This window comes from Streptomyces aurantiogriseus (assembly GCF_014649375.1).
Lineage (GTDB): Bacteria > Actinomycetota > Actinomycetes > Streptomycetales > Streptomycetaceae > Streptomyces > Streptomyces aurantiogriseus.
The window spans coordinates 253,806-279,268 of record NZ_BMSX01000004.1 but is presented as its reverse complement, the minus strand read 5'-3'; the positions used below and the strand labels follow the sequence as shown (position 1 = coordinate 279,268).

The 25,463-nt window shown below is 71.8% G+C and carries 22 protein-coding genes and 1 tRNA gene; 12 read left to right on the top strand and 11 right to left on the bottom strand.

The features are described 5' to 3' along the window. Nucleotides 1-62: 62 nt before the first annotated feature. The 3 genes from IE263_RS10680 to IE263_RS10670 all read left to right on the top strand — a co-directional run bounded on the left by IE263_RS10680 (nucleotide 63) and on the right by IE263_RS10670 (nucleotide 4,277). Nucleotides 63-824: a DeoR/GlpR family DNA-binding transcription regulator gene (locus IE263_RS10680; RefSeq protein ID WP_189934778.1), complete on the top strand. Its 762-nt coding sequence runs from the start codon at nucleotides 63-65 to the stop codon at nucleotides 822-824. Continuing rightward, nucleotides 821-1,768 carry a 1-phosphofructokinase gene (gene pfkB / locus IE263_RS10675; RefSeq protein ID WP_189934776.1) on the top strand — a complete coding sequence of 316 codons (948 nt, stop codon included), beginning with the start codon at nucleotides 821-823 and terminating at the stop codon, nucleotides 1,766-1,768. The genes IE263_RS10680 and pfkB overlap by 4 nt, the downstream gene beginning before the upstream one ends. Before the next feature lie 262 nt (nucleotides 1,769-2,030). Next, a complete protein-coding gene (locus tag IE263_RS10670; protein ID WP_189934774.1) occupies nucleotides 2,031-4,277 on the top strand; it encodes a PTS fructose transporter subunit IIABC in 2,247 nt (748 codons plus the stop codon). A gap of 635 nt (nucleotides 4,278-4,912) precedes the next feature. On the opposite strand, the gene IE263_RS10665 is transcribed toward IE263_RS10670, so the two are convergent. The 3 genes from IE263_RS10665 to IE263_RS10655 all read right to left on the bottom strand — a co-directional run bounded on the left by IE263_RS10665 (nucleotide 4,913) and on the right by IE263_RS10655 (nucleotide 8,325). Then, nucleotides 4,913-5,659 carry a DUF6227 family protein gene (locus IE263_RS10665; RefSeq protein WP_189934772.1) on the bottom strand — a complete coding sequence of 249 codons (747 nt, stop codon included), beginning with the start codon at nucleotides 5,657-5,659 and terminating at the stop codon, nucleotides 4,913-4,915. 257 nt (nucleotides 5,660-5,916) lie between these two features. After that, the gene (locus IE263_RS10660; RefSeq protein WP_189934771.1) at nucleotides 5,917-7,137 is read right to left on the bottom strand and encodes a L,D-transpeptidase; all 1,221 of its coding nucleotides are present in this window, start codon (nucleotides 7,135-7,137) and stop codon (nucleotides 5,917-5,919) included. Nucleotides 7,138-7,293: 156 nt separating this feature from the next. Continuing rightward, nucleotides 7,294-8,325 (bottom strand): P1 family peptidase, encoded by a 1,032-nt coding sequence (locus tag IE263_RS10655; RefSeq protein ID WP_189934769.1) that lies wholly within the window; start codon nucleotides 8,323-8,325, stop codon nucleotides 7,294-7,296. 439 nt (nucleotides 8,326-8,764) lie between these two features. Here IE263_RS10655 and IE263_RS10650 point away from each other — a divergent pair, with 439 nt between their 5' ends. Then, nucleotides 8,765-8,947 (top strand): hypothetical protein, encoded by a 183-nt coding sequence (locus tag IE263_RS10650; RefSeq protein ID WP_189934767.1) that lies wholly within the window; start codon nucleotides 8,765-8,767, stop codon nucleotides 8,945-8,947. A 55-nt stretch (nucleotides 8,948-9,002) separates the two neighbouring features. Here the strand turns inward: IE263_RS10650 and mscL are convergent, their stop codons facing one another. From mscL to IE263_RS10620, 6 genes are all read right to left on the bottom strand, one after another. Beyond that, complete coding sequence (gene mscL, locus IE263_RS10645) at nucleotides 9,003-9,476, bottom strand: large conductance mechanosensitive channel protein MscL (RefSeq protein ID WP_189934765.1); 474 nt, start codon at nucleotides 9,474-9,476, stop codon at nucleotides 9,003-9,005. 138 nt (nucleotides 9,477-9,614) lie between these two features. Then, nucleotides 9,615-10,277 carry an RcpC/CpaB family pilus assembly protein gene (locus IE263_RS10640; protein WP_189934763.1) on the bottom strand — a complete coding sequence of 221 codons (663 nt, stop codon included), beginning with the start codon at nucleotides 10,275-10,277 and terminating at the stop codon, nucleotides 9,615-9,617. Between the two features lie 154 nt (nucleotides 10,278-10,431). After that, a complete protein-coding gene (locus IE263_RS10635) occupies nucleotides 10,432-11,265 on the bottom strand; it encodes an S-methyl-5'-thioadenosine phosphorylase (protein WP_189934761.1) in 834 nt (277 codons plus the stop codon). A gap of 135 nt (nucleotides 11,266-11,400) precedes the next feature. Further along, nucleotides 11,401-11,703, bottom strand: coding sequence for an FmdB family zinc ribbon protein (locus IE263_RS10630; protein ID WP_189934759.1), 303 nt, complete (start codon nucleotides 11,701-11,703; stop codon nucleotides 11,401-11,403). Between the two features lie 67 nt (nucleotides 11,704-11,770). Further along, complete coding sequence (locus tag IE263_RS10625; RefSeq protein ID WP_189934757.1) at nucleotides 11,771-13,063, bottom strand: MFS transporter; 1,293 nt, start codon at nucleotides 13,061-13,063, stop codon at nucleotides 11,771-11,773. 277 nt (nucleotides 13,064-13,340) lie between these two features. Beyond that, entirely contained in the window at nucleotides 13,341-14,840 is a 1,500-nt protein-coding gene (locus IE263_RS10620; RefSeq protein ID WP_189935342.1) for a potassium/proton antiporter, read from the bottom strand. Nucleotides 14,841-15,108: 268 nt separating this feature from the next. On the opposite strand from IE263_RS10620, the gene IE263_RS10615 reads away from it, so the two are divergent. Then, nucleotides 15,109-17,904, top strand: a complete 2,796-nt coding sequence (locus tag IE263_RS10615; protein ID WP_189934755.1) for a penicillin acylase family protein — start codon at nucleotides 15,109-15,111, stop codon at nucleotides 17,902-17,904. A gap of 51 nt (nucleotides 17,905-17,955) precedes the next feature. Here the strand turns inward: IE263_RS10615 and IE263_RS10610 are convergent, their stop codons facing one another. Further along, nucleotides 17,956-18,570 (bottom strand): 5-formyltetrahydrofolate cyclo-ligase, encoded by a 615-nt coding sequence (locus IE263_RS10610; protein WP_189934753.1) that lies wholly within the window; start codon nucleotides 18,568-18,570, stop codon nucleotides 17,956-17,958. 104 nt (nucleotides 18,571-18,674) lie between these two features. On the opposite strand from IE263_RS10610, the gene galU reads away from it, so the two are divergent. From galU to IE263_RS10575, 7 genes are all read left to right on the top strand, one after another. Beyond that, complete coding sequence (gene galU / locus IE263_RS10605; RefSeq protein ID WP_189934751.1) at nucleotides 18,675-19,586, top strand: UTP--glucose-1-phosphate uridylyltransferase GalU; 912 nt, start codon at nucleotides 18,675-18,677, stop codon at nucleotides 19,584-19,586. Continuing rightward, nucleotides 19,583-20,908 carry a molybdotransferase-like divisome protein Glp gene (gene glp / locus IE263_RS10600; protein WP_189934749.1) on the top strand — a complete coding sequence of 442 codons (1,326 nt, stop codon included), beginning with the start codon at nucleotides 19,583-19,585 and terminating at the stop codon, nucleotides 20,906-20,908. Before galU ends, glp begins: the two co-directional genes overlap by 4 nt. Nucleotides 20,909-20,992: 84 nt before the next feature. Further along, nucleotides 20,993-21,472 carry a cyclic pyranopterin monophosphate synthase MoaC gene (moaC, locus tag IE263_RS10595; RefSeq protein WP_189934748.1) on the top strand — a complete coding sequence of 160 codons (480 nt, stop codon included), beginning with the start codon at nucleotides 20,993-20,995 and terminating at the stop codon, nucleotides 21,470-21,472. Further along, nucleotides 21,469-22,011 carry a MogA/MoaB family molybdenum cofactor biosynthesis protein gene (locus IE263_RS10590; protein ID WP_189934745.1) on the top strand — a complete coding sequence of 181 codons (543 nt, stop codon included), beginning with the start codon at nucleotides 21,469-21,471 and terminating at the stop codon, nucleotides 22,009-22,011. The genes moaC and IE263_RS10590 overlap by 4 nt, the downstream gene beginning before the upstream one ends. A 59-nt stretch (nucleotides 22,012-22,070) precedes the next feature. Continuing rightward, nucleotides 22,071-22,679, top strand: coding sequence for a GNAT family N-acetyltransferase (locus IE263_RS10585; RefSeq protein WP_229910890.1), 609 nt, complete (start codon nucleotides 22,071-22,073; stop codon nucleotides 22,677-22,679). Between the two features lie 169 nt (nucleotides 22,680-22,848). Next, nucleotides 22,849-24,144 carry a divisome protein SepX/GlpR gene (gene sepX, locus IE263_RS10580; RefSeq protein ID WP_189934743.1) on the top strand — a complete coding sequence of 432 codons (1,296 nt, stop codon included), beginning with the start codon at nucleotides 22,849-22,851 and terminating at the stop codon, nucleotides 24,142-24,144. Between the two features lie 83 nt (nucleotides 24,145-24,227). Next, a tRNA-Ala gene (locus IE263_RS10575) sits at nucleotides 24,228-24,301 on the top strand. 117 nt (nucleotides 24,302-24,418) lie between these two features. On the opposite strand, the gene sbnB is transcribed toward IE263_RS10575, so the two are convergent. Then, a complete protein-coding gene (sbnB, locus tag IE263_RS10570; protein WP_189934741.1) occupies nucleotides 24,419-25,450 on the bottom strand; it encodes a 2,3-diaminopropionate biosynthesis protein SbnB in 1,032 nt (343 codons plus the stop codon). Nucleotides 25,451-25,463 lie beyond the last annotated feature (13 nt).

The following is a 25,463-nucleotide window of genomic DNA, read 5'->3' as shown; positions in this document are numbered from 1 at the left end:
TGAGTCGGAAACAGTCGGGCATCGGCCGGACATGAGTCGGACATGAGTCGGAGGCGACGGACATGTACGCACCGGAGCGGCAGCAGGAGATCCTGCGGCTCGCCCGTGACGGCGGCCGGGTGGATGTCCTGTCGCTGGCCGAGGAGTTCCAGGTCACGGCGGAGACCATCCGCCGCGACCTGAAGGCCCTCGACCGCGCCGGCCTCGTCCGCCGCGTGCACGGCGGCGCCATCCCGGTCGGACGCCTCGACTTCGAGCCGGACCTCGCCGAACGCGAGTCCACCTCCGCCGACGAGAAGGACCGCATCGCCAAGGCGGCCCTCACCGAGCTGCCGTCCGAGGGCACGATGATCCTCGACGCCGGCACAACGGTCGCCCGCCTGGCCGCCGCCCTCCCTCTGGAGGCCTCGCTCACCGCCGTCACCCACTCCCTGCCCATCGCGGCCCGCCTCGCGGACCACCCCGGCATGCAACTCCACCTCGTCGGGGGGCGCGTACGGCACCGCACGCGCGCCGCCGTGGACGCCTGGGCGCTCCGCGCATACGGGGAGATCCGCGCCGACGTCCTGTTCGTCGCCGCCAACGGCTTCTCCACCGAGCACGGCCTGACCACCCCCGACCTCGCCGAGGCCGCGGTCAAGCGCGCGGCGATCGCCGCGGCCCGCCGGGTGGTGCTGCTCGCCGACTCCTCCAAGCACGGCCAGGAGCACTTCGCCCGCTTCGGCGACCTGAGCGACGTGGACCTGCTGATCACCGACAGCGGTCTGAGCCCCGACGACGCGGCCGCCATCGAGCGCGGCGGCACGGAAGTAGTGCGCGCATGATCCTCACCGTCACCCCCAACCCGTCCCTCGACCGCACCTACGAGGTCCCCGCGCTGGAGCGCGGCGAGGTCATCCGCGCCACCGGCGAACGCATGGACCCCGGCGGCAAGGGCGTCAACGTCTCGCGCGCCGTCGCGGCCGCCGGACGGCGCACGGTCGCCGTCCTGCCTCTGGGTGGTGCGCCGGGGGCGCTCGTCGCCGACCTGCTCGACGCGCAAGGCATCGAGGTCGCGCCGGTCCCGGTCGCCGGAGCCACCCGCTCGAACATCGCGCTCGCGGAGTCGGACGGAGTGCTCACGAAGATCAACGCGCCCGGGCCGGAGCTGACGTCCGCCGAGCAGGAACTGCTGCTGGAGACGGTGCGTGAACAGTCGCACGACGCCGACTGGATCGCCTGCTGCGGCAGCCTGCCCCGAGGGCTCGCGCCGTCCTGGTACGCCGATGTGGTCGCGCGGGCGCACGCCGGAGGCGCGCGGATCGCGCTCGACACCTCGGGGCGCGCGCTGCTCGAAGCGCTGCGCGAGCAGCCCGACGTGGTGAAGCCGAACGCCGAGGAGCTCGCGGAGGCCGTCGGGCGCCCCCTGGCGACCGTGGGCGACGCGGTGAAGGCGGCCGAGGAGCTGCGCGAGATGGGCGCACGCGCCGTGCTCGCGAGCCTCGGCGCCGACGGACAACTCCTCGTGGAGGACGCGGGCACCTGGTTCGCCTCCGCACGCGTCGACGTCGTCCGCAGCAATGTGGGAGCGGGCGACTCCTCCCTCGCCGGCTTCCTCATCGCCGGCGGCAGCGGCCCGCAGGCGCTCGCCTCCGCCGTCGCGCACGGCGCGGCCGCCGTCCAGCTGCCCGGCAGCGTGATGCCGACCCCGGCCGACCTGGACCCGGCGGCGGTGACGGTCACGGCGGAGGTGCCGGTGAACCGCGAACTGAAGGAGCCGGTGTCATGACCCTCCTCGTCAACCCCGACGTGCCTGCCGAGGCGCTCACGTCACCGGCCCCGAAACGGCGAGGCGCCCCGTTACTCGCCACGGCAGACGGGAGGCAGGGCCACCTGAGCCGCTCTGCCGCCCCGCGGAGGCGGGGTTTCCCCGACCCCGTCTCCGCGCCCCCTGCTTCCCCCCTCCCGCCCCACCCCGCCCCCCACTGCACCCCCGTCCCCTCCCCCGCCCACCCCACACTCCGGGCGATACGCGTGCGAAGGAGCCCGCGATGAGCGACATGATCACCGCGGACCTGGTCGACCTCGACCTGTCCGCCGACACCAAGGAAGCGGCGGCGCGATCCCTCGCCGAACGCATGGTGGCCCAGGGCCGGGTGACCGACCTGGAGGGCTTCCTCGCCGACGTGGCCGCCCGCGAGGCCCAGATGCCGACCGGCCTCGACGGCGGCATCGGCATCCCGCACTGCCGCAGCACCCACGTCACCGAGCCGACGCTCGCCTTCGGGCGCAGCGCCCCCGGCATCGACTTCGGCGCCCCGGACGGCCCCGCCGACCTGATCTTCCTGATCGCCGCCCCCGCCGGCGCCGACGACGCCCACCTCACGATCCTGTCGTCCCTGGCCCGCCAGTTGATGAACACCGACTTCACCTCCGCGCTGCGGTCGGTGGAGGACGCGGGAGCCGCGGCGGCGCTGATCCGGGGCGACGAGGCGGCCACCGCGGCTACGGCGCCCGCGGAGGGCACCGCTGCCGGGGCGGACGAGGACGCGGCCAGCGCGAACGAGGGCACGGGCGCGGGCGCGCACGGCGCTGAGGAGCGCGCGGGCGCGGATGCGCACGGCGCTGACGAAGGCACCAAGAGCGCCGGTGAGGGCGCACAGGGCGCCGCCGGCGCCTCCAAGGACACCGCCGTGGCGTCGGGGGCGGCCTCTCGCGACGCCACGGCGGCTGACACGGCGCCCGCACCGGGCGCGCAAGCCCCGGCCGCGGACGCCCCCTCGGGCTCCGACGAGCGCCCCTTCCGTATCGTCGCCGTCACCTCCTGCCCGACCGGTATCGCCCACACCTACATGGCGGCCGAATCCCTGGAGAACGCCGGCCGCGAGGCGGGCGTCGAGCTGGTCGTCGAGACCCAGGGCTCGGCCGGCTTCACCCGGCTCGACCCGGCTGTCATCGCCGCGGCGGACGGCGTCATCTTCGCCCACGACGTCCCCGTCCGCGAGAAGGACCGCTTCGCCGGCAAGCCCACCGTGGACGTCGGCGTGAAGGCGGGCATCAACCGTCCCGCCGAACTGATCACGGAGGTGCGCGGCAAGGCCGAGCGCGGCGAGGTCACCGCGGGCGCCAGGGGCGGTACGCCGGTCGAGCGGGCCGGGGAGTCCGACGACAGCTACGGCACCAAGCTCCGCAAGTGGCTGATGACGGGCGTCAGTTACATGGTCCCGTTCGTCGCCGCGGGCGGTCTGCTGATCGCTCTCGGCTTCGCGATCGGCGGCTGGGAGATCAACAAGGCGCCCTCGGTCATGGAGCACTTCTCCTGGACCCAGGTCGACAGCTGGGCCGCCCTGCTGTTCCAGATCGGCGGGGTCGCCTTCGGCTTCCTCATCCCGGTCCTCGCCGGATACATCGCCTACGGCATGGCGGACCGGCCAGGCCTCGTGCCCGGCTTCGTCGGCGGAATGATCTCCTCCACCATCGCCGCCGGCTTCCTCGGCGGCCTGGTCGCCGGTCTGCTGGCGGGTGGCGTGGTCCTCGCGATCCAGCGAATCAAGATCCCGCCGGTGCTGCGCGGCATCATGCCGGTGGTCGTGATCCCGCTGGTCTCCTCGATCGTCGTCGGTTTCCTGATGTTCGTCGTGATCGGCAAGCCCATCGCCGAGGCCCAGAAGGGCATGACGGACTGGCTCGACGGTCTCTCCGGCAGCAACGCCATCCTGCTCGGCGTCCTGCTCGGCCTGATGATGTGCTTCGACCTCGGCGGTCCCGTCAACAAGGTCGCCTACGCCTTCGCCACCGCCGGCATCGCCGTCGCCGACCCCAGCGACTCCGCGATGAAGGTCATGGCCGCGGTCATGGCGGCCGGCATGGTCCCGCCGCTGGCGATGGCACTGGCGACGACCGTGCGCGGCAAGCTCTTCACACAGACCGAGCGTGAGAACGGCAAGGCCGCCTGGGTCCTGGGCGCCTCCTTCATCTCCGAGGGCGCGATCCCGTTCGCCGCGGCCGACCCGCTGCGCGTGATCCCCTCCTCGATGGTGGGCGGCGCGGTCACCGGCGCCCTGTCGATGGCCTTCGGCGCCACCCTGCGCGCCCCCCACGGCGGCATCTTCGTGGTCCCGCTGATCGGCAACCCGTTCCTCTACCTGATCGCCATCGCGGCCGGTGTGTGCGTCACGACGGCCCTGGTCGTCATCCTCAAGGGCCTGCGCAAGCCGGCCCCCGGCGCCACGGCCCCCGGAGCGGAGAGCGGCGCGGCCGCCACGGCGGCGGAGAAGAAGCAGCCGGTGGCGGCATAGCGGCGAAGTTCCTGCCGGAGCGGCCGGTCACAGCCCTCGCGGGACAGGGCTGCGGCCGACCGCTCGCCCTTTTGGCGCGCTGTGCACGGTTCCCAACTCCTTCGCGCCACATGGGGCATTAGTGCGACCTGCACCACCTGCGAGATACGTCACGGTCCGGGACCAACGTCCCGGACCGTCGTGTCTACTGGTGCGCATGCCCGAGCACCTCTCGATCCCCCAACCGGTGGGCGTGGCCCTCCTCGCCCTGGCGTGCGCCGCCTGGCTGGTCGGCCTCACCCGCGTTCTGCGCCGCAGCCGAGGGGGCGCAGCCGGCACAGGGGGCTTCGAGACCGGCGCGCGCCGCTCTGAAGGGCGCACACGGCGCTCAAAGGCGGACAGGGCGCGCCCTGGGGCAGGCGGATTGCGTTCAGGGGCGCGCATACGACGCCGGGGAGCCGGCGTACACCACCCGGCGAGGGAAGCCTTCCATCCCTTCCCCGCCCTTCCCGCCCTCCCGCGCCAACGCCAGGTCGGCCCGCACCTGGAGACCGTGCAACTGACCCCGGCGGAACAGGCCGCCTTCGCGGGCCTCGTACGCCGACTCAGCAGCGGACGCTGAGCGCGCCCGCAGCGGACGCTGAGCGCGCCCGGCGTCAGGAGACCTGCGCCGCCCGCCGCTCCATCGCCTCCCGGGCCGCGTCCTCCGACGGATACACCTCGCACATGTGCCGCCCGTCGGGCGTCGCCGTGTGCTCGACCTCCCACAGGGAGATCTCCTGGCCGTCGCGGAGCAGGAACGCGTGCTCGTAGAGCGCGAAGCCCAGACCGATGCGCCCCGCGCGGCACGGGCGACCGAACGCCTGCGTGATCTGGTGCGCGAACGCCGTCCGCAGCAGCGTCGCCGTGTCCGGGCCGGGCCTGTCGGCGTTCTCCGCGCGGCGCAGCAGCCGGCGCGCGTGGTCCGCCGAGTCGTCCGGCACGTACACATGCCGCGGCGCGGGGATCGGCGACAGCTGGGCGAACACCGGCAGCTCGAAGTCGGGCGCGTCCGGCGGCAGCGGCAGCCGGGCCGTGGCGGCGTGCAGCTCCTCCTCGTCGACGTACACCTCGTGCTGCGGCTCGCTGCCCGGCTCGGGATTGTGGACGAGCTCCCACAGGGTGAGCGCGGAGCCGTCTGCCAGCAGCCAGGTGTGCCGGTACGTCTCGCGGTGCAGCCCCGCGCTGTGGTGCGCGGAGTGCAGCGAGCTGTCGTGCGCCAGGGCGCAGTCGAGCCGCCTTATCGTGTCGTCGGGCAGCTCGAACGAGTTCAGGGCGCGACCGAGGAGCCGCTCGAGGTGTACGTCCGGAGTCTCGGGCGACTCGGCTGGTTCGTGCGCTGCCGTCTCGTACGGAACGCTCAAGGTTTCTCCCGGCGTTGCTGCATGTCACCTTGTGGGTGCATACCGTAGCCTCTCGGCCGGACATCATGTCCGGGAACCGAGAAAACGTACGCCGGGAAAACGCGCGGGCCGCGCGAAAAGTTCCCGCACGGCCCGAGGATCCGTCAGAAACAGCCGGTCAGCGGCCTGTTCCGCCAGAACGGCCGGGTTCCGTCAGCCGCGCCGGCAGTCACCGGACTCACTCGTCACCCAGCCGCTCCGACCGGTTTGCCGCCCCCTCACGCGGCGCTCCCGGCGATCCACTCGCTCCACGCCATGTTCCACCCGTTGAGCCCGTTGTCCGGAGCCACCGTCTTGTCCGGAGAGTTCTTGACGATCACCACGTCACCGATGAGCGAGTTGTCGTAGAACCACTTGGCGGGCGTGTCACCCTGCGCGCCCTGTACGTCCGCGAGCCCGACGCAGCCGTGGCTGGTGCCCTCGCGTCCGAACGGCGGGTTGCCCCGGTTGTACCAGTAGTTGCCGTGGATGAAGGTGCCGGACGTCGTCAGCCGCATCGCGTGCGGCACGTCCGGGATGTCGTACTCGCCGCCCAGGCCGACCGTCCGGCTGTTCATGCGGGTCTGTGTGAACTTCTCCGAGATCACCATCTGCCCGTTGTACGTGGTGTGCTGCGCGCTGCCCGACGAGATCGGGACGGGCTTCAGCGTCCGGCCGTCCCGCACCACCGTCATGGTCTGCGTGTCGACGTCCACCGTCGACACCTGCGAGCGCCCGACGGTGAAGGTCACCGTCTTCTTCTGCACCCCGTAGACGCCGTTCGCGCCCTCCACGCCGTCCAGGTCGATCTTCATCGTGACCTTGGAGCCGGCCTTCCAGTACTCCTCGGGCCGGAAGTCGAGCCGCTGCGCCCCGAACCAGTGCCCGACCACCTTCTGCCCGCTGCTGGACGTCACCGTGATGTGCGACTGCACGGCCTTCCTGTCGCTGATCACCTTGTCGAAGGTGAACGACACGGGCATCCCGACGCCGACCGTCGTCCCGTTGTCCGGCGTGTACGTCCCGATGAAGCTGTTGGCCGAAGTGACCGTGGTGAAGATGGAGTTGGCGGCGGCCGTCCGCCCGTTCGCGTCCTTCGCCGTCGCGGATATCTCGTACTTCGTTCCCCGCTCCAGCTGCTCCTTGGGCTTCCAGCTGCGGCCGTCGCCCGACACCGAGCCCTCCACCACCTGGCCCGTCCCTGCCACCGTCATCTTCACGCCGGTGAGCTCGCCGTCGCTCACCTTCACGCCGGTCGTGTTGATCGACGCCCCCGTCGATCCGTCCTCGGCCGAGATGACGATCTTCGCGGTGGACGTCCTGGCGGCGTCCTTCCCGCCCTTGTCGTCGTCGTTCTTGGCGGTGGCGTTGCCACCGCAGGCTGTCAGGGTGAGGGCGCCGACCACCAGGACGGCACAGGCCCCCAGTACGCGCCGCGCTGCTATGTCCGGCGTTGTCACGGGCTGCTCCAGCTTCATGTGATGTGCGTTGGTCCGCTCCAGTACGTGGAGGAAGAGGAGCTCGGCGCACGGAGGGGTTCCCTCCGTGCGCCATGGACGCCATCGCGTGACAGAACCGGGACAATCGCCTGTTCTCGAAGCACTCTTGGCGGCGCGCTACCGGCGGTCGCCGTACAACTCCGTGTACGACGGCCACTGCCCGCCCGCGGACTCGACCGACTCCGCGGCGCGCACGGCCCGCACGATCGCGCGCGTCACCATGTCCGCGCCCGCCGCGAGGATGTCGTTCAGTGCGAGCGGGTGCGCGGGCGTGAGCGGATGCGCGCCCGTCGCCAGCGCGAACACCGTGTCCCCGTCGTGCAGGAGGTGCACCGGGCGCACGGCGCGTGCGATGCCGTCGTGCGACGTGCCCGCCAGCTTCTGCGCCTGCGCCTTCGTCAGGTCCGCGTCGGTGGCGACCACCGCGAGCGTCGTGTTCAGGGGAGCGGGCGCGCTCTTCGCAGCACTCTCCGCGAGGCGCCGGCGCGCGGCGTCGTGCACGCGCCCCTCCGGATATTCCACACGCCCCTGGAACAACTCGCCGTACAGCACGCCCGTTTCGGGGTCCATCACGGATCCCACCGCGTTGGCCACGACCAGGGCGGCCACGGTGATCCCCGAGTCGAGCACGGTGCCGGCAGTGCCCACCCCGCCCTTCATCGGCCCGACCGCGGCGCCCGTTCCGGCACCCACGCATCCCTCCGGCACGCGCGCGCCGGGCTCACTCGCCGCGGCCGCCTCGACCGCGGCCCGGCCCGTGGCCGCGTCCGGGCGGGCCCGGAAGTCGCCGCCGCGTCCCAGGTCGAAGACGCAGGCGGCGGGTACGACCGGTACGACGTGCGCCGGGTCCGTGCCGACGGGCACCCCGCGCCCCTGCTCCTCCAGCCAGGCCATCACCCCGGACGCCGCGTCGAGCCCGTAGGCGCTGCCACCGGTCAGCACGATCGCCTCGACGCGCTGCACCAGGTTGCGCGGGTCCAGGGCATCGGTCTCCTTCGTGCCGGGGCCACCGCCGCGCACGTCCACGGCGGCGACGGCCCCACCCGCCGGAGCGAGCACGACCGTGGTGCCGGTGAGCCAACCGTCGCCGGTGCGCGTCGCATGACCCACCCGCAGGCCGGCGACGTCCGTCAGAGCGTCAACTGTCATGGGAGCCAGTCTCACCCCGCGCACGCGCGGACAGCGGGTGTCACACCGTCGCACTCGAAGCCCGCGACGCGTGGGCCCGCCGGAGGAGGAGGGCGGCGGAGCGGGGCTTGGTCGTCACGGGTCCCAGCACATCAGATAACCGCCTGTGTACCTTGCACAGGGACGCCCGCGCGCAGGAGGGTCAGTACTGTCGGCGAACCCGAGGGCCAGGCGGCACGCACGAGTTCGTGGCCGCCCGCCGTCGACGCCCTGTCGTGATCGGTAGCAGCCTCCGCCGTCTTCCTCGGCGAGGTCACGCGCGCCGACGCCCTGCTCCTCCACCGGCGCGCCGACGGCCTGCTCCTCCACCGGCTGGACGAGGCCGAGGCGCGGGCGCGCGGTCGGTGGTCCGTCGGCACGGGCCCCGTCAGGGGCGGTCCCGGGGCCGTACCCTGGACGCATGAGCACCCCCTCCGCCCCCGAGCCGCGCGAGCCGAAGGCCGCGCTGATCTTCGACGACCCGCTGGACCAGCAGTCCTCGGACGACACGGACCGTGGGTGGGGCGAGCGGCCGGGAGCCGGCGGCGACAGCGCGGCCGACCTCAGGCGCTTCCTCGACGAGAAGCCGCCCCACCACCTCTGAAGCCGCCGGGCACAGCGGGCCCACGCTCGCCGGGTTCCGCGGACGACCGTCGCCGCTACGGCTCGTTGTGCCCCGAGCCCCGCTGCGCGACCAGCGCGTCGCGGATCTCCTTGAGCACCTCCAACTCGGTCACCTCGATGGCCTCGTGCGTGCTCTCCCGTGCCTTCCGGCGCGCCTCCTGCCTCGCCAGGTACTTCGACATGGGCAGCACCATCAGGAAGTAGACGACCGCCGCCGTGATCACAAAGCTGAGTGTCGCGCCCAGGACCGAGCCCCACAGGATCCGGACGCCCGTCGCCGCGTCGCCGGTACCGGTGCAGGGACCCTTGAGGCAGGAGCTGTAGCTGTCCAGGTTCTTGGTGCCGAAGGCGCCGACCAGCGGGTTGATGATGCCCTTCACCACCGAGTTGACTATGTTCGTGAAGGCCGCGCCGATCACCACCGCCACTGCCAGATCGACGACGTTCCCGCGCATCAGGAAGGCCTTGAAGTCCTGCCAGACGCTCGATTCCTTCTTGCTCTCGCTCACCTCGGGGACACTCCTCGTCTGAACGGGTAGGGGAACAAACAGTTCCGCAACCTACGTCAGGGCGAGGCCGCCGTGTCCAACGCGGGGGCACGAACGAGCGACTCGACAGCATGCCGCGCAGAACGCGAACAACGAGGTTCACCACAACGTCACCGCCAGCCGGGCCGTGGCGCTCGCACCCGCCAGGCGTGCCGCGGTGGGCGGCGGCACCGACAGCACGACCAGCGCGCCGCCGTCGACCACATCCCCAGCGGCGGGGCCGGCCGCGCCGGCCGCCCCGTCGAGCGGCTCGGGCACCTTCGTCACGAGCGCCCTGCGCGCGACCACACGGGCCTCACCGCCCGCCGCCGTCTGCTCGGCGGCGATGACGTCGACCCGGTCACCGGGCCGCAACAGCCGTACGGCGGCCGCGTCGGCGATCCGCACCGGCGCCTCGACGGCCTCGGCAGTGTCGGTGGTGGGACGACGGCGTACGGGGTCGCCCGTCGGGGCTTGCGCGCGGGCGTGCGCGCCCCCGTCCGGGTGCCCGCGGGACGCGCCTGCGTCCTCCGGCCCCGCCGCCACGAGCGCGGCGGCGGTGACGGCGAGAGCGAGCGCCAGGGCACGCCTGCGGCTGTGGACGAGCCGCCGCAGCCGACAGCGCCCGCCGCGCACCCGCACGGGAGCGAACAGCGGCACCTCGCAGGTCGCGGGAGCGTCCGTGCCGGGCGGGCGCGAAGCGGAGCGGGACGGGGACGAGGGCGGGGACTCGGATGGCGACGGATGGGCGAAGGGAGAGGGAGGCGACGGAGAAAGGGACACGGGATCACCACCAGCGACGAGGAATCGGTGTGCGAAGCCACGATGGGCCTTCGCGCCGCCGCTCGCAGGAGCCGGTGGATCACCCAGGGGTTGTGGAAAACTCCCTCACTCGAACGATGAGTTCCGCCTCCCGCGTCTTTCCTTCCGGCCCCGGCTACGGCAGGTCGAACCCCGGGTTCAGGCCGCCCAGCGCCTTCGTGCACAGGCAGTCCCGCTCGGCGTTCGCGGGCAGCGCCGCCACCGTGTCGAACAGCACCCCGCGCAGCCGGTCCACGTTCGCCGAGAACACCCGCAGCACCTCCTCGTGCGAGACGCCCTCGCCGCTCTCGGCGCCCGCGTCCAGGTCGGTGACGAGGGTCAACGAGGTGTAACAGAGCTCGAGTTCGCGGGCGAGCGCCGCCTCCGGGTGGCCCGTCATACCGACCACCGACCAGCCCTGCGCCTGGTGCCACAACGATTCGGCACGGGTCGAGAACCGTGGTCCCTCGATCACGACCAGCGTCCCGCCGTCCACCGGCTCCCAGTCCCGGCCTCGCGCCGCCTTCAGCGCCGCCGAGCGGCCGGCGGGGCAGTAGGGATCGGCCAGCGACACGTGCACCACGTTGGGCACCGAGCCGTCGGGCAGCGGCAGTCCGTCGAAGTACGTCCCCACCCGCGACTTCGTACGGTCGACCATCTGGTCGGGGACGAGCAGCGTGCCGGGCCCGTACTCGGGGCGCAGACCGCCCACCGCGCACGGCCCGAGGACCTGGCGCACTCCGACCGAGCGCAGCGCCCACAGGTTGGCGCGGTAGTTGATGCGGTGGGGCGGCAGATGGTGGCCGCGTCCGTGCCGGGGCAGGAAGGCGACCCGCCGGCCGGCGATCTCGCCGAGGAGGACGGAGTCGCTGGGTGGTCCGTACGGGGTGTCCACCTGGATCTCGGTCACGTCGTCGAGGAACGAGTAGAAGCCCGAGCCGCCGATTACGCCGATCTCTGCGTTCGCCATGACCAGCACAGTAGCCGGAATCGAACGCACCCTGTTCCCGGCTCCGGAATCGCTTCCCGCCTCCGCGAACGGCCCCGCCTCCGCAAACGCCGAGGACCCTGTCGTCGCACGACGGCAGGGTCCCGGGAGGAAGTCTTACGCGGCGGAGGTGCCGGCGGCGGAGCTGCCGGTGCTCGACGACTTCGTGTCCGAGGAGGACGACGAGGACGAGGCCGAGGACGTCGACGACTTGGACGACGACGGCGAGCTGCTCGACGAGGAGCCGCGGCTGTCGTTGCGGTAGAAGCCGGAGCCCTTGAAGACGATGCCGACCGCGGAGAACACCTTCTTGAGGCGGCCACCGCAGTTGGGGCACTCGGTCAGGGCGTCGTCGGTGAACTTCTGCACCGCCTCGAGGCCCTCGCCGCACTCGGTGCACTGGTACTGGTAGGTCGGCACTGTCTTCCTCCTGGCACTCTCACTCAATGAGTGCTAACGACGGTCCATAGTGACGTATTCCTCGGGATCAGTCCACTGTCACCGGCACGCGGTGACCGACGCCACGTGCGACGGTACGGCTCCGGGGGTGCGTCACCAGCCGGGAACGCAGGGCCAGCAGGGTCGCCAGGGCCAGCAGGGTGCCGCCCATGGGCACCAGGAACCCGGCGCCGTCCCAGAAGCGGTCCTCCAGCTGTCCGGCGACCGTGACGGCGGCCGCCTGGCCGAGCGCGACCGCGCCGGTGAGCCAGGTGAACGCCTCGGTGCGCGCCCCGGCCGGGACCAGGTTCTCGACCAGGGTGTAACCGGTGATCAGCGCGGGCGCGATGCACATGCCGACCAGGAGGCCGAGGCCGGCCAGCACGAGCACGGAGTGCGCGGCCCACAGGCCGGAGGCCGTCAGCGCCAGTGCGCCGTACCCGAGGACGAGGCGGTGCTGCGGGGCCGCCTTCCAGGCGACGGCGCCGCAGACCAGGCCGGAGAGCATGTTGCCGGCGGCGAAGGTGCCGTACAGGACGCCGTTCAGGCCGGGCTCGCCGATCGACTCGGTGAACGCGGCCAGCGACACCTGCATGCCGCCGAAGACGGATCCGATGCCCAGGAAGGTCACGACCAGTACGCGCACGCCCGGGACGCGCAGGGCCGAGACGTGCTGCACGCGCGCGTGCCGGTCGTGGGCGACCGGGGGCTGCGTGCTCTTCTGCGCGGCGAACAGCAGGCCGCCGAGCAGGGTGAGCGAGGCCTCGGTCACCAGGCCGGCGGCCGGGTTCACGGCGGTGCACAGGGCCGTCGCCAGCAGCGGGCCGACGACGAAGGTGAGCTCGTCCGTGACGGACTCGAAGGCCGCCGCGGTGGTCATCAGGGGTGAGCCCTTCAGGGTCACGCCCCAGCGGGCGCGGACCATCGGGCCGATCTGCGGGACGGAGGCGCCGGTGGGCACGGCTGCCGCGAACAGCGCCCACAGGGGCGCGTGCGCCAGCGCGAGCGCCGTCAGCGTGAGCGCCGACAGCGTGTGCACCAGCACGCCGGGGATCAGCACGGCGCGCTGCCCGTAGCGGTCCGCGAGGCGCCCGCCGTAGGGAGCGCACAGCGCCATGGAGACGCCGGTGACGGCCGCGGCGGCGCCCGCCGCGCCGTACGAGCCGGTGGTGTGCTGCACGAGCAGCACGATGGAGATGGTGAGCATCGCGAACGGCTGGCGCGCCGCGAAGCCGGGCAGCAGGAACGTCCATGCGCGGCGGGTGCGCAGCAGCTGCCCGTATCCCGGGCGGGAGGATGCCGACGAGTCGTTCGACGGCTCGGAGGTGACCGTGGATGCCACGGCCCGTGCCTTTCTGCCGCCTGGTAGCGCGACCCCTGGTGTGTCGGGCGGGGGCGCCGAGAGCTGTCCTCTTGCGCGTACGCGGTAGATACCGGCGCCACTGCGGGAGGCGTCCCGGCCGCCATACGGTCGCGCCAGCTCTGCGTCAGGCAGAGTTGGTTCGATCTAGGTGCGCCTTCATCGTACAGGGACGTCACCCGTCTGGCCTGTGAAAACGAGCACCACCGATGCTGATCGCCTCCGAATGAAGGGGGTGTGAACGGTGTGAAACGTGCACTTAACGTGTGTTGCCGTTCGTGCCCAGCCAGCCGGCCAGCTTGCCGCCGTGCCCCACGGCACGCAGCCGGGCTTCGGCCGCGTCGCGGACGGGGTCGGTGGCGACGACGAGGAGTTCGTCGCCGCGCCGCAGCACCGTCGTCGGCAGCGGCACGAACGAGGTGCCGTCGCGCACGACGAGGGTGACGGCGGCCCCGGCGGGCAGGCGCAGCTCGTTGACCTCGACGCCGTGCATCTTCGAGCCCTCGGGGATCGCGACCGACAGCAGGTGCCCGCGCAGCCGCTCCAGGGGCGCCGACTCGATGCCGAGGTCGGCGGCCTCCGTGTCCTCGCCCAGGTGCAGCATGCGGGCCAGCCAGGGCAGCGTCGGTCCCTGGACCAGGGTGTAGACGACGACCAGGACGAAGACGATGTTGAAGATGCGGCGGCTGGCCTCGACGCCCTCCACCATGGGGATCGTCGCCAGGATGATGGGCACGGCGCCGCGCAGCCCCGCCCAGGACATCAGGGTCTGCTCCTGCCACGGGACCCGGAACGGCACCAGGCACAGCACCACGCTCAGCGGGCGGGCCACCATGGTCAGCACCAGGCCGATGACGAGCGCGGGCACGACGTCGTCGCCCAGTTCGTGCGGCGTGACCTGCAGGCCGAGCAGGACGAACATGCCGATCTGGGCGATCCAGCCGAGCCCGTCGGCGAACCCGCGCGTGGCGGGCCAGTGCGGCAGTTTCGCGTTGCCCATGACCATCGAGGCGAGGTACACGCCCAGGAAGCCGCTGCCGTGCGCCAGGGAGCCCGCGGCGTACGCCACGACCGCGATGGCCATGACGGCGATCGGGTAGAGGCCGGAGGCGGGCAGGGCGACGTGCCGCAGACCCCAGGAGCCCGCCCAGCCCACCGCGAGGCCGATCGCGGCGCCGATGGCCAGCTCCAGCAGTATCTCGCCCAGCAGCACATACCAGTGCTCGACGGGACCCGCGGTGGAGAAGGCGACGACCAGGATGACCACCGGGGCGTCGTTGAAGCCGGACTCCGCCTCCAGTGTGCCCGTCACGCGCGCGGGGAGGGGGATCTTGCGCAGGACGGAGAAGACCGCCGCCGCGTCCGTCGAGGACACCACCGCTCCGACGATGAGCGCCTGCCGCCACTCCAGCCCGATGAGGTGGTGCGCGGCCGCCGCCGTGACCCCGACGCTCACCGCGACCCCGGCCAGCGCCAGCGCGGTGGCGGCCGGCAGGGCCGGCTTGATCTCCTTCCACTTCGTGCCGAGGCCGCCCTCGGCCAGGATCACGACCAGGGCCGCGTATCCGATGACCTGGGTCAGTTCGGCGTTGTCGAAGTGGATGTTGCCGATGCCGTCCTGGCCCATGAGGACGCCGATGCCCAGGTAGACGAGCAGGCTGGGGAGCCCGCTGCGCGAGGAGATCCGGACCGCTGCGACGGCGACGAGCAGGACGAGCGAGCAGACGAGCAGGAGCTGGTTGAGGTGGTGGACAGTCAGCGGCGGTTCCCTTCACCTGGCGCGCGCGCCGCGCGCGGGTGCACACGTACATCGGACACGAAGCAGCGCGCCCCGCACCCAACTACTTCGTTACCTTACCTAACTCTTGACGATTTCTTGACGTTGGCCCGGGCAAGATCGAACATCCTTCCGCGCTGCTTGCCGACTCCGCGTCAAGTGCCGCGGACCCCTGCGCCTATGGTTGCTCCAGCGCTCATTCATAGTCACAGCCCGACCTGCCGCTCGCGTTAGGACAGCAAGGACAGCGATGCCCCCCAACACCACCGCCACAACGAGTGACAAGCCCGGCAAGTCCGGCAGGAAGAAGGGGCGCAAAGCCCGTCTGATCGTCCTCGTACTGGTGCTGGCCCTCATCGGCGGCATCGCCTTCGGCGCCTACTGGTCAGTCAGCACCGTCCGCGCCTCCTTCCCGCAGACCAAGGGTTCGATCACCCTCGACGGCCTGTCCGGCCCCGTCGACGTGAAGCGGGACGGCTACGGCATCCCGCAGATCTACGCGTCCTCCGACGAGGACCTGTTCATGGCGCAGGGCTACGTCCAGGCGCAGGACCGGTTCTACGAGATGGACGTGCGCCGGCACATGACCTCCGGGCGCCTGTCCGAGATGTTCGGCAAGAGTCAGGTCGACAACGACGAGTTCCTGCGCACCCTGGGGTGGGACCGTGTCGCCAAGCAGGAGTACGACACCAAGCTGAAGGACTCCACGAAGAAGTACCTCCAGGCCTACGCCAAGGGAGTCAACGCCTACCTCAAGGGCAAGGGCGCCGAGGACATCTCCCTCGAATACGCGGCGCTCGGGTTCAGCAACGACTACAAGCCCGCCCAGTGGACGCCGGTCGACTCGGTCTCCTGGCTGAAGGCGATGGCCTGGGACCTGCGCGGCAACATGCAGGACGAGATCGACCGCGCGCTGCTGACCAGCCGCCTCGGCCCGCAGCAGATCGCCGAGCTGTACCCGCAGTACCCCTCCGACCGCCAGACGATCGTCCAGGAAGGCCAGTACGACGAGCTGACCGGCAAGTTCGAGCAGGACGGCGGCGACAGTGGCTCCGGCGGCTCCTCCACGGACGGATCGGCGGACGGCACGGGCAGCAGCACGGGCACCGGCACGGGCAGTTCCTCGGGCACCGAGGGTTCGGCCCTGCAGAGCCAGCTCTCCGGCCTCTACGACGTCCTGGACGACCTGCCCGCGGCCGTCGGCGTGAACGGCAACGGCATCGGCTCCAACTCCTGGGTCGTCGCCGGCAAGCACACGATCACCGGCAAGCCGCTGCTGGCCAACGACCCGCACCTGTCGCCCTCGCTGCCCTCCGTCTGGTACCAGATGGGCCTGCACTGCCGCACGGTCTCCAGCACCTGCCAGTACGACGTCTCCGGCTACACCTTCGCGGGCATGCCCGGCGTGATAATCGGCCACAACCAGAAGATCTCCTGGGGCATGACCAACTCCGGCGTCGACGTCACCGACCTCTACCTGGAGAAGCTCTCCGGCGACGGCTACCAGTACGACGACAAGGTGAAGCCCTTCACCACGCGCGAGGAGACCATCAAGGTCGCCGGCGGCGCGCCCAAGAAGATCGTCGTCCGGCAGACCGAGGACGGGATGCCCCTGCTGTCCGACCGCGACGACGAACTCGTACAGGTCGGCAAGAAGGCGACCGTCGACGAGGCCGCCCCCGACCGCGGCGACGGTTACGCCGTCGCGCTGAAGTGGACCGCGCTGGAACCGGGCACCTCCATGGACGCCGTCTTCGCCATGAACAAGGCGGCCGGCTGGGACGACTTCCGCGCCGCCGCCAAGCTCTTCGACGTGCCCTCGCAGAACCTGATCTACGCGGACACCGACAACCACATCGGCTACCAGCTCCCCGGGAAGATCCCCACGCGCGCGAAGGGCCACGACGGCTCGATCCCGGCGCCCGGCTGGGATTCCAAGTACAAGTGGACCGGCTTCATCGACTTCGACGAGCTGCCCTACGAGTACGACCCGGAGCGTGGCTACATCGTCACCGCCAACCAGGCCGTGGTCGACCCGGAAAAGTACCCCTACACGCTCACCACGGACTGGGGCTACGGCACCCGCAGCCAGCGCATCACCGACCTGATCAAGCTGAAGATCGAGGGCGGCGGCAAGATCTCCACGGACGACATGCGCCAGATGCAGCTGGACAACAGGAGCCAGATCGCCACGCTGCTCGTGCCCGCGCTGCTGAAGATCAACCTGGACGACCCGGACGTCCGTGAGGCGCAGGAGCTGCTGCAGGGCTGGGACTACACCCAGGACGCGGACTCGGCCGCCGCCGCCTACTTCAACGCGGTGTGGCGCAACATCCTCAAGCTCGCCTTCGGCCACAAGCTGCCCAAGGAGGTGCGGGTCGAGGGCCAGTGCCTGTGGGTCGACCCGGTCAACAGCACGGGGCCGGTCGACGACACCGGCAAGGTCCGCGAGTGCGGCCGGCGCGACGGCGACCAGGCGCAGCCCGACGGCGGCGACCGCTGGTTCGAGGTCGTGCGCAACCTCATGCAGAAGCCGGACAGCGACTGGTGGACGACGCCCGAGGTGGGCCGGCGCCCCGGCGCCGACCACAACCGCGACAAGCTGTTCGAACGCGCCATGATCGACGCCCGCTGGGAGCTGACCGCCAAGCTCGGCAAGGACATCGACACCTGGAGCTGGGGCCGGCTGCACCGCCTGTTCCTGAAGAACCAGACCCTGGGCACCAACGGCCCCGGCTTCCTGCAGTACCTCCTCAACCGCGGGCCGTGGAAGCTCAGCGGCGGTGAGGCGGCGGTCAACGCGACCGGCTGGAACGCCGCCGGCGGCTACGACGTCGTGTGGGTGCCGTCCATGCGGATGGTGGTCAACCTCGACGACCTCGACAAGTCGAAGTGGATCAACCTCAGCGGCGCTTCCGGACACGCCTTCAGCGCCCACTACACCGACCAGACCGGCAAGTGGGCCAAGGGCGAACTGCTCGACTGGTCCTTCTCCAAGAAGGCGGTCGACGACAGCACCAGCGACACACTCGTGCTCAAGCCGTGAGCCACCGGAAGGGGCCCTCCACGCGCGCGTGGAGGGCCCCTTCCGCATGTCTCAGGTGAAGCGGCGCACCCCCGACGGCGTCACCACGGCGTGCACCGGCCGGTCGTGCGCCTCCTCCGGGACGTGCTCGACGACCTCGGTGTCGTACAGGAGCACCACCAGCGAGGGACGCGCGCCGGCGTGCGCCAGACGCGCCAGCACGCGGTCGTACGAGCCGCCGCCGCGCCCCAAGCGCATACCGCGCCCGTCGACCGCGAGGCCCGGCAGCAGCACCACGTCGGCGTCCGTCACGGCGTCGGGGCCCAGGCGCTCGCCGACGGGCTCGAAGAGGGCCATCCGCCCGGCGTGTTGTACCCGCGCGAGGGAGCCCTCACCGGCGTAGGCGCCCCAGTCGAGATCGTTGCCGGGCAACAGCGCGGGGAGCAGGACGCGCACGCCCTGGGCGCGCAGCGCGTCCAGCAGCGCGAGCGTCCCCGGCTCGCTCCCCACCGACACGTACGCCGCCACCGTCCGCGCGTGCGCCAACTCCGGCAGCTCCAGGGCGCGCTCGGCCAGCGCTGAGCCCGCCTCCCGTACGTCATCCGTCGTCAACGTGTTTCTCACCGCGAGGAGCTCGCGCCGCAACATACGTTTGCCAGACTCCGGTCCGCCCTTGAGGTGGCTCATCTGTCGCTCCCGCACCGTTCCGCCACTGGTCCAATACACCCATATGATCACGAATTAACCGGAGCTACAGATTCATCGCAAAGCCACCGGATAAGGTGGCCGCCATGACTCAGTCGCACCCCAGGATCAGCAAGGCTGTCATCCCCGCGGCCGGTCTCGGCACCCGGTTCCTGCCGGCGACCAAGGCCACTCCCAAGGAGATGCTGCCGGTCGTGGACAAGCCCGCGATCCAGTACGTGGTCGAGGAGGCTGTCTCCGCCGGTCTCGACGACGTCCTCATGATCACGGGCCGCAACAAGCGCCCCCTCGAGGACCACTTCGACCGCAACTACGAACTCGAGTCGGCTCTGGAGAAGAAGGGCGACGCCCAGCGCCTCGCCAAGGTCCAGCAGTCCAGCGACCTCGCGACCATGCACTACGTGCGCCAGGGCGACCCCAAGGGCCTCGGGCACGCGGTCCTGTGCGCCGCTCCGCACGTCGGGCAGGAGCCGTTCGCCGTCCTGCTGGGCGACGACCTGATCGACCCCCGCGACCCGCTCCTCGCGCGGATGATCGAGGTCCAGGAGCAGTACGGCGGCAGCGTCGTCGCGCTCATGGAGGTCGCCGCCGAGCAGATCCACCTCTACGGCTGCGCCGCCGTCGAGACCACCGTGGACAGCGATGTCGTCAAGGTGACCGGCCTGGTGGAGAAGCCGGACCCGGCCGACGCCCCGTCGAACTACGCCATCATCGGACGCTACGTCCTCGACCCGGCCGTGTTCGGCGTCCTGCGCCAGACCGAGCCGGGGCGCGGCGGTGAGATCCAGCTCACCGACGCCCTCCAGCAGCTCTCACAGGACGAGAAGGTCGGCGGCCCGGTGCACGGCGTCGTCTTCAAGGGCCGCCGCTACGACACCGGCGACCGCGGCGACTACCTGCGTGCCATTGTCAGACTCGCGTGCGAGCGTGAAGATCTGGGTCCGGACTTCCGGACCTGGCTTCGCAGTTACGTCACCGAGGAGATGCAGCAACTTTGAGCACCGCCGCGCCCCGCCCCACCGGCCAGGACCACCTCTGGTCGGTGGACGAGCACCTGGAGGACATCCTCGCCACCGTCCGCCCCCTGGAACCCATCGAGCTGCAACTGCCCGACGCCCAGGGGTGCGTCCTGGTCGAGGACGTCACGGTGCCGGTCTCGCTGCCGCCGTTCGACAACAGCTCGATGGACGGGTACGCGGTGCGGGTCGCGGACGTGGCGGGCGCGAGCGAGGAGTTCCCGGCGGTCCTGGAGGTCGTCGGGGACGTCGCGGCCGGACAGGCCGCCGACCTGCTGCACGTGGGACCGGGCCAGGCCGCCCGGATCATGACCGGAGCGCCGCTGCCGCCCGGCGCCGAGGCCGTCGTCCCCGTGGAGTGGACCGACGGGGGCCTCGGCGAGGGCCCCGTCGACGGGATGCGCGCCCGCAGCCTCGCCCCCGAACAGGCCTCGGGGCACGTGCGCGTGCACCGGCCCGCCGAGGCACGCGCGCACGTACGTGCGAAGGGCAGCGACGTGAAGGCCGGGGACCGCGCCCTCGAGGCCGGCACCGTCCTCGGCCCGCCGCAGATCGCCCTGCTCGCCGCGATCGGCCGCGGCATGGTCCGGGTGCGCCCCCGCCCGCGCGTGGTCGTCCTGTCCACCGGCAGCGAACTCGTCCAGCCCGGCGAGGAACTGCGCAGCGGCCAGATCTACGACTCCAACAGCTTCGCCCTCACCGCGGCCGCCCGGGACGCCGGCGCCATCGCCTACCGCGTCGGCGCCGTCGCCGACGACGCCGAGACCCTCCGCTCCACCATCGAGGACCAGCTCGTCCGCGCCGACCTGGTCGTCACCACGGGCGGCGTCAGCGTCGGCGCGTACGACGTCGTCAAGGAGGCCCTGTCGTACGTCGGGGACGAGGACGAGGCGGGCAGCGGGATCGACTTCCGCAGGCTCGCCATGCAGCCCGGCAAGCCCCAGGGCTTCGGCTCCATCGGCCCCGACCACACCCCCCTGCTGGCCCTCCCCGGCAACCCGGTGTCGTCGTACGTCTCCTTCGAGCTGTTCGTGCGGCCCGCGATCCGCACGCTGATGGGGCTCGAGGACGTCCACCGGCCCACCACGCGCGCGAAGCTGACCGCGGACAAGGCGCTGACCTCGCCGAGGGGGCGCAGACAGTTCCTGCGCGCGACCTACGCCGACGGCACCGTGCGCCCCGTCGGCGGCGCCGGCTCCCACCTGATCGCCGCCCTCGCCCACGCCGACGCGCTGATCGTCGTCCCCGAGGACGTGGAGTCCGTCGAGCCGGGAACCGAGGTCGAGGTGGTCCTGCTCGGCTGAACCCTCCAGGTTGGGGGTACCGTGTCGCGCACAGCAGGCCCGTGCGCCGCACCGCGACGGGCCCGGACCGGGAGCGCCACACGCATGAGCACGCAGGACCGACTGACGCACATCGACGAGGCGGGCGCCGCCCGCATGGTCGACGTATCCGACAAGGACGTGACCGCGCGCACCGCGCGCGCCAGCGGACGCGTCCTCGTCTCACCCCGCGTGGTCGAGCTGTTGCGCGGAGAGGGCGTCCCCAAGGGTGACGCCCTGGCCACCGCGCGGATCGCCGGCATCATGGGCGCCAAACGCACCCCGGACCTCATCCCGCTCTGTCACCCCCTGGCCGTGTCCGGTGTGAAACTGGATGTGTCGGTCGCGGACGACGCCGTGGAGATCCGGGCCACGGTGCGGACGACGGACCGCACGGGCGTCGAGATGGAGGCCCTCACCGCGGTCTCCGTCGCCGCCCTCACCGTGATCGACATGGTCAAGGCGGTCGACAAGGGAGCGGTCATCACGGACGTGCGGGTGGAGGAGAAGACGGGCGGGAAGTCGGGCGACTGGAGCCGGTCGTGAGCGCCGCGCCGTCCGCCGGTGGCGCGCCGCGCGCGCCGTATCGCGCGCTGGTCGTGACCGCCTCCAACCGCGCCTCCGCGGGCGTGTACGAGGACAAGGGTGGCCCGCTGATCGCCGAGGGACTGACGGGCTTCGGGTTCGCCGTCGAGGGGCCGCAGGTCGTGCCCGACGGGGATCCGGTGGAGGCCGCGCTGCGCGCCGGCGTGGAGGCCGGGTACGACGTGATCGTCACCACCGGCGGCACCGGCATCTCGCCCACCGACCGCACCCCGGAGGCGACCCGCAGGGTGATCGACCACGAGGTGCCGGGCATCGCGGAGGCCATCAGGGCGTTCGGCCGGGAGAAGGTGCCGACCGCGGTGCTCTCCCGGGGCCTGGCCGGGGTGGCGGGCCGGACGCTGATCGTGAATCTGCCCGGTTCCACCGGTGGGGTGAAGGACGGGCTGACCGTCCTGGAGCCCCTGCTGGTGCACGCCGTGGAGCAGCTGCGCGGCGGTGACCACCCCAGACCCGGCGCCGGTAGTGGGGGTGCGAGCTGAACAGCCCGTCCTGGCCCGTCGAACTCGCGGAGGGCGATGTCGTCCTGCGGCCGATAAAGATGCGCGACCAGAGGGCCTGGCGCGAGGTCAACCGGCGCAACCGGGACTGGCTGCGCCCCTGGGAGGCGACCATCCCGCCGCCCGCGCCGAGCGGGCCGATCGCGCACCGGCCGACCTACCGCCAGATGGTCCGGCACCTGCGGTCCGAGGCGAACGCGGGGCGGATGCTGCCGTTCGTCATCGAGTACCAGGGGCGGCTCGTGGGGCAGTTGACGGTCGCCGGGATCACGTGGGGGTCCATGTGCTCGGGGCACGTCGGCTACTGGGTGGACGAGGCGGTGGCCGGCCGCGGGGTGATGCCGACGGCGGTGGCGCTCGTCGTGGACCACTGTTTCCGGACCGTGGGGCTGCACCGCATCGAGGTCTGCATTCGGCCCGAGAACGGCCCCAGCCGCCGGGTCGTGGAGAAACTCGGATTCCGTGAGGAGGGGCTGCGGCCGCGTTATCTCCACATCGACGGAGCCTGGCGCGACCATCTCGTCTTCGCGCTCACGGCGGAGGAAGTCCCGGAGGGCCTGCTGAGCCGCTGGCGGCGCACCCGGGCCCGGAGCACGCCCCGTGACCCGCGGAACACGCGACGGAATCCCACCGGCCGGGAAATTGAATAAGTGTTCGAAAGTGATCGGGTGGTGACCGTCTCCGGGCATTGAATTCACGGCTCCGGGTGGCCTGCTGATCGCATCGGTCCCAAAAAAAGCTCGAAATATCAGCCAGATCGTGCGACACACCGGCCCAATTGGCGGATGGCCTCACGCAAACCCCTCTACCGTGTGAGGCGTGAGCAGCAGCGGCCTCATCTACGCAGTCATTGTCGGGGCCTGGGCCGCCTACTTGGTGCCGATGTGGCTCCGTAGGCAGGACGAGCTGAACGAGGCCCGTCCGACGGAACGCTTCAGCACCGCCATCCGGCTCCTGTCCGGACGGGCGGGCATGGAGCGCCGGTACGCCAGGGACCTGCGGGCGCGCTCCACCGAGGAGGGGGAGTACGACGCCGACGCACCGGACGCCGTCACCGACTCGGTGGACGTCCGGGCCTTCGCCGTGCCTCCGACGCGTCCGCAGGTCAAGGCGACGGTTCAGGAGCGCGAGCAGGAGCGCACGGAGGCGGCGCGCGATCCGGCGCGTGAAGCGGCGGGCAAGCCCGGGCGTGAACAGAGCGCCAAGCCGGCGCGTGAACAAGCGTCCAAGCCCGCGCACGAATCGGCTGCCGCGCCGGCGCACCCGCGCGTGCCCGACGCTCGGCGCACGTCTCCCACCGCCTCCGCGCAGGCGGCCGCCGCGCGCGCCCGGCGCACGAAGGTGCTCGCACGCCGACGGCGCACCACCGTGGTGCTGTTCCTCGCGTTCACGCTGGGCGCGATCGTCGCCGCCGTCGGAGGGCTCGCGTTCCTGTGGGCGCCCGGCGTGCCCGCCATCCTGCTCAGCGCGTACATCGCGCACCTGCGCTCCCAGGAGCGTCGCCGCTTCGCCTACCAGATGGACCGCAGACGCGCCGAGGCCGCCGCGCAGCGGCTGCGTGAGCGCCAGCCGCGCCGGCGGACCCCCGCCTCCGCGCCCGCGGCGGCCGACGACGTCCCCGACCCCGGCGCGGAGGAGCCGCACGAGGCCCCCGAGCCGGAGACCGACCCGGGCCTGCTGGCGCTCGCCGCGGACCGCAGGGCGCTCGTCGAGCAGACCGATCACGCGGAGTGGGTCGATCAGCAGCGTGAGCGGCAGCGGCGGCCGGGCCACGGGGACAGCTGGGACCCGGTGCCCGTCCCCCTGCCGACGTATGTGACCGCCCCGGTCGCCCCGCGCGCCACGGCCGGCGTCGACCTGGGGGCGCCGGACACATGGAGCTCGGCCCGGTCGAGCTCGGTCGCGCCGGAGCAGGAGGCGGCGGACGGGGACACCGAGGGCGATCCCGGGCCCTCCGCGGAGAGTGACGCGTCGGGCGGGACGGCGAGGGCCGAGGGGGGCGAGCGCAGTGACGCCCGCCGTGCCGCGTCGGCTCGCCGGTCGCGGGAGCGGGGGCGTACACCGCTGTTCGACCAGTACGAGGACGGGGAGCGGCCCCGGGCCGCGAACGAGTGAGCGGACCCTGTCCTGCGTGGTCGGGGCCGGGGAACGGATTTCCAAGCAGCCCGATCGGGGTGCTAGAGTTTCACTCGTTGCAAGGGCCTGTGGCGCAGTCCGGTAGCGCACCTCGTTCGCATCGAGGGGGCCAGGGGTTCAAATCCCCTCAGGTCCACGCAGCATAGGGGCCCGTTCCTGACACAGGAACGGGCCCCTTGCCATGGGTGACATGACGTGACATGACGGAGCCCCCGCCGGTGAAGCCGGCGGGGGCTCCGTCATGTCGGGACGGTCAGCCGTGCTGTGGCGGGCGGGTCGGCCAGCGGGTCGTCTCGCCGAAGAAGCCGTCGACGGGGACGGCTTCGCCGGTGGCGCGGGCCTCGCGGTAGACGTGGAGGCCGACCGCGAGGTCGAGGACGCCGAGGCCGAAGGGGGAGAAGATCACCGGCTTGTCGGTGCCGGTGGTCACCCGGCCGCGGATGTGCTGGGCGAGGGTGCCGGTGATGAAGTCGCGGTGGCCGTACTTCTGTTCCGCGAGGTGGGGTGAGGTGTTGGCCTTCAGGCAGTGGTCGACGTCGTCCAGGATGTTGTACGCGTCGTTGATCAGCTCCGGGCCGATGTCGCGCAGGGAGATGTTCAACACGACCTGGCCGGGGGCGAAGGCGCCCGCGTCCAGGACGTAGGGTTCCGCGGCCGTCGTCGCGAAGACCACGATGTCGGCCTTGAGGAGGGCGACTTCGAGGCTCGCGGTGGTCGATGTGCGGTAGCCGAGCTGGTCGGTGGTGTGGGCGGCGAGGGCCTCGGCGTACTCGGGGATCTTGTCGTGGACGGTGACGCCGCCGAACTGCCAGTTCTGCGCGGCGAAGAACTCCAGGACGTTGCGGGCGATGATGCCGCCGCCGATCACCGACAGATGGCCGGCGGTGCGGGAGCCGGTCAGCTGCTCGGCGGCCAGGACCGCGGAGGCGGCCGTGCGGGCGGCGCTGATCTGGGAGGCCTCCAGCAGGGCGAAGGGGTAGCCGGTGGCGTAGTCGTTCAGGAGCAGTGCGGCGCTCGCGCGGGGGATGCCGTCGGCGATGTTCTGGGGGAACGAGCCGATCCACTTGATGCCGGCCACGTCGTGCTCGCCGCCCAGGTAGGCGGGGAGCGCGATGATGCGGGCGTCGGGCTTGTCGGGGAAGCGCAGGAAGTAGCTGTCGGGGTTGACCGAGTCGCCGTCGTCGTGGGCCAGGTACGTGGAGCGGACCTCGCGCACGATCTCGGGGCGGGTACGGTCGATGACGGCGCGGGCCGTGGTGCCGCCGACCACGCTGAACTCGAACACGGGGGTCCTCTCC

Bases quoted from the DNA above. Each gene is read 5' to 3' on its own strand.
- moaC (WP_189934748.1), top strand. From the start codon at position 20,993: ATGAGCACGCAGGACCGACTGACGCACATCGACGAGGCGGGCGCCGCC.
- pfkB (WP_189934776.1), top strand. From the start codon at position 821: ATGATCCTCACCGTCACCCCCAACCCGTCCCTCGACCGCACCTACGAG.
- IE263_RS10655 (WP_189934769.1), bottom strand. From the start codon at position 8,325: ATGACAGTTGACGCTCTGACGGACGTCGCCGGCCTGCGGGTGGGTCAT.
- IE263_RS10650 (WP_189934767.1), top strand. From the start codon at position 8,765: ATGAGCACCCCCTCCGCCCCCGAGCCGCGCGAGCCGAAGGCCGCGCTG.
- IE263_RS10680 (WP_189934778.1), top strand. From the start codon at position 63: ATGTACGCACCGGAGCGGCAGCAGGAGATCCTGCGGCTCGCCCGTGAC.
- IE263_RS10670 (WP_189934774.1), top strand. From the start codon at position 2,031: ATGAGCGACATGATCACCGCGGACCTGGTCGACCTCGACCTGTCCGCC.
- IE263_RS10615 (WP_189934755.1), top strand. From the start codon at position 15,109: ATGCCCCCCAACACCACCGCCACAACGAGTGACAAGCCCGGCAAGTCC.
- galU (WP_189934751.1), top strand. From the start codon at position 18,675: ATGACTCAGTCGCACCCCAGGATCAGCAAGGCTGTCATCCCCGCGGCC.
- IE263_RS10610 (WP_189934753.1), bottom strand. From the start codon at position 18,570: ATGAGCCACCTCAAGGGCGGACCGGAGTCTGGCAAACGTATGTTGCGG.
- IE263_RS10635 (WP_189934761.1), bottom strand. From the start codon at position 11,265: ATGGCGAACGCAGAGATCGGCGTAATCGGCGGCTCGGGCTTCTACTCG.
- IE263_RS10585 (WP_229910890.1), top strand. From the start codon at position 22,071: ATGCGCGACCAGAGGGCCTGGCGCGAGGTCAACCGGCGCAACCGGGAC.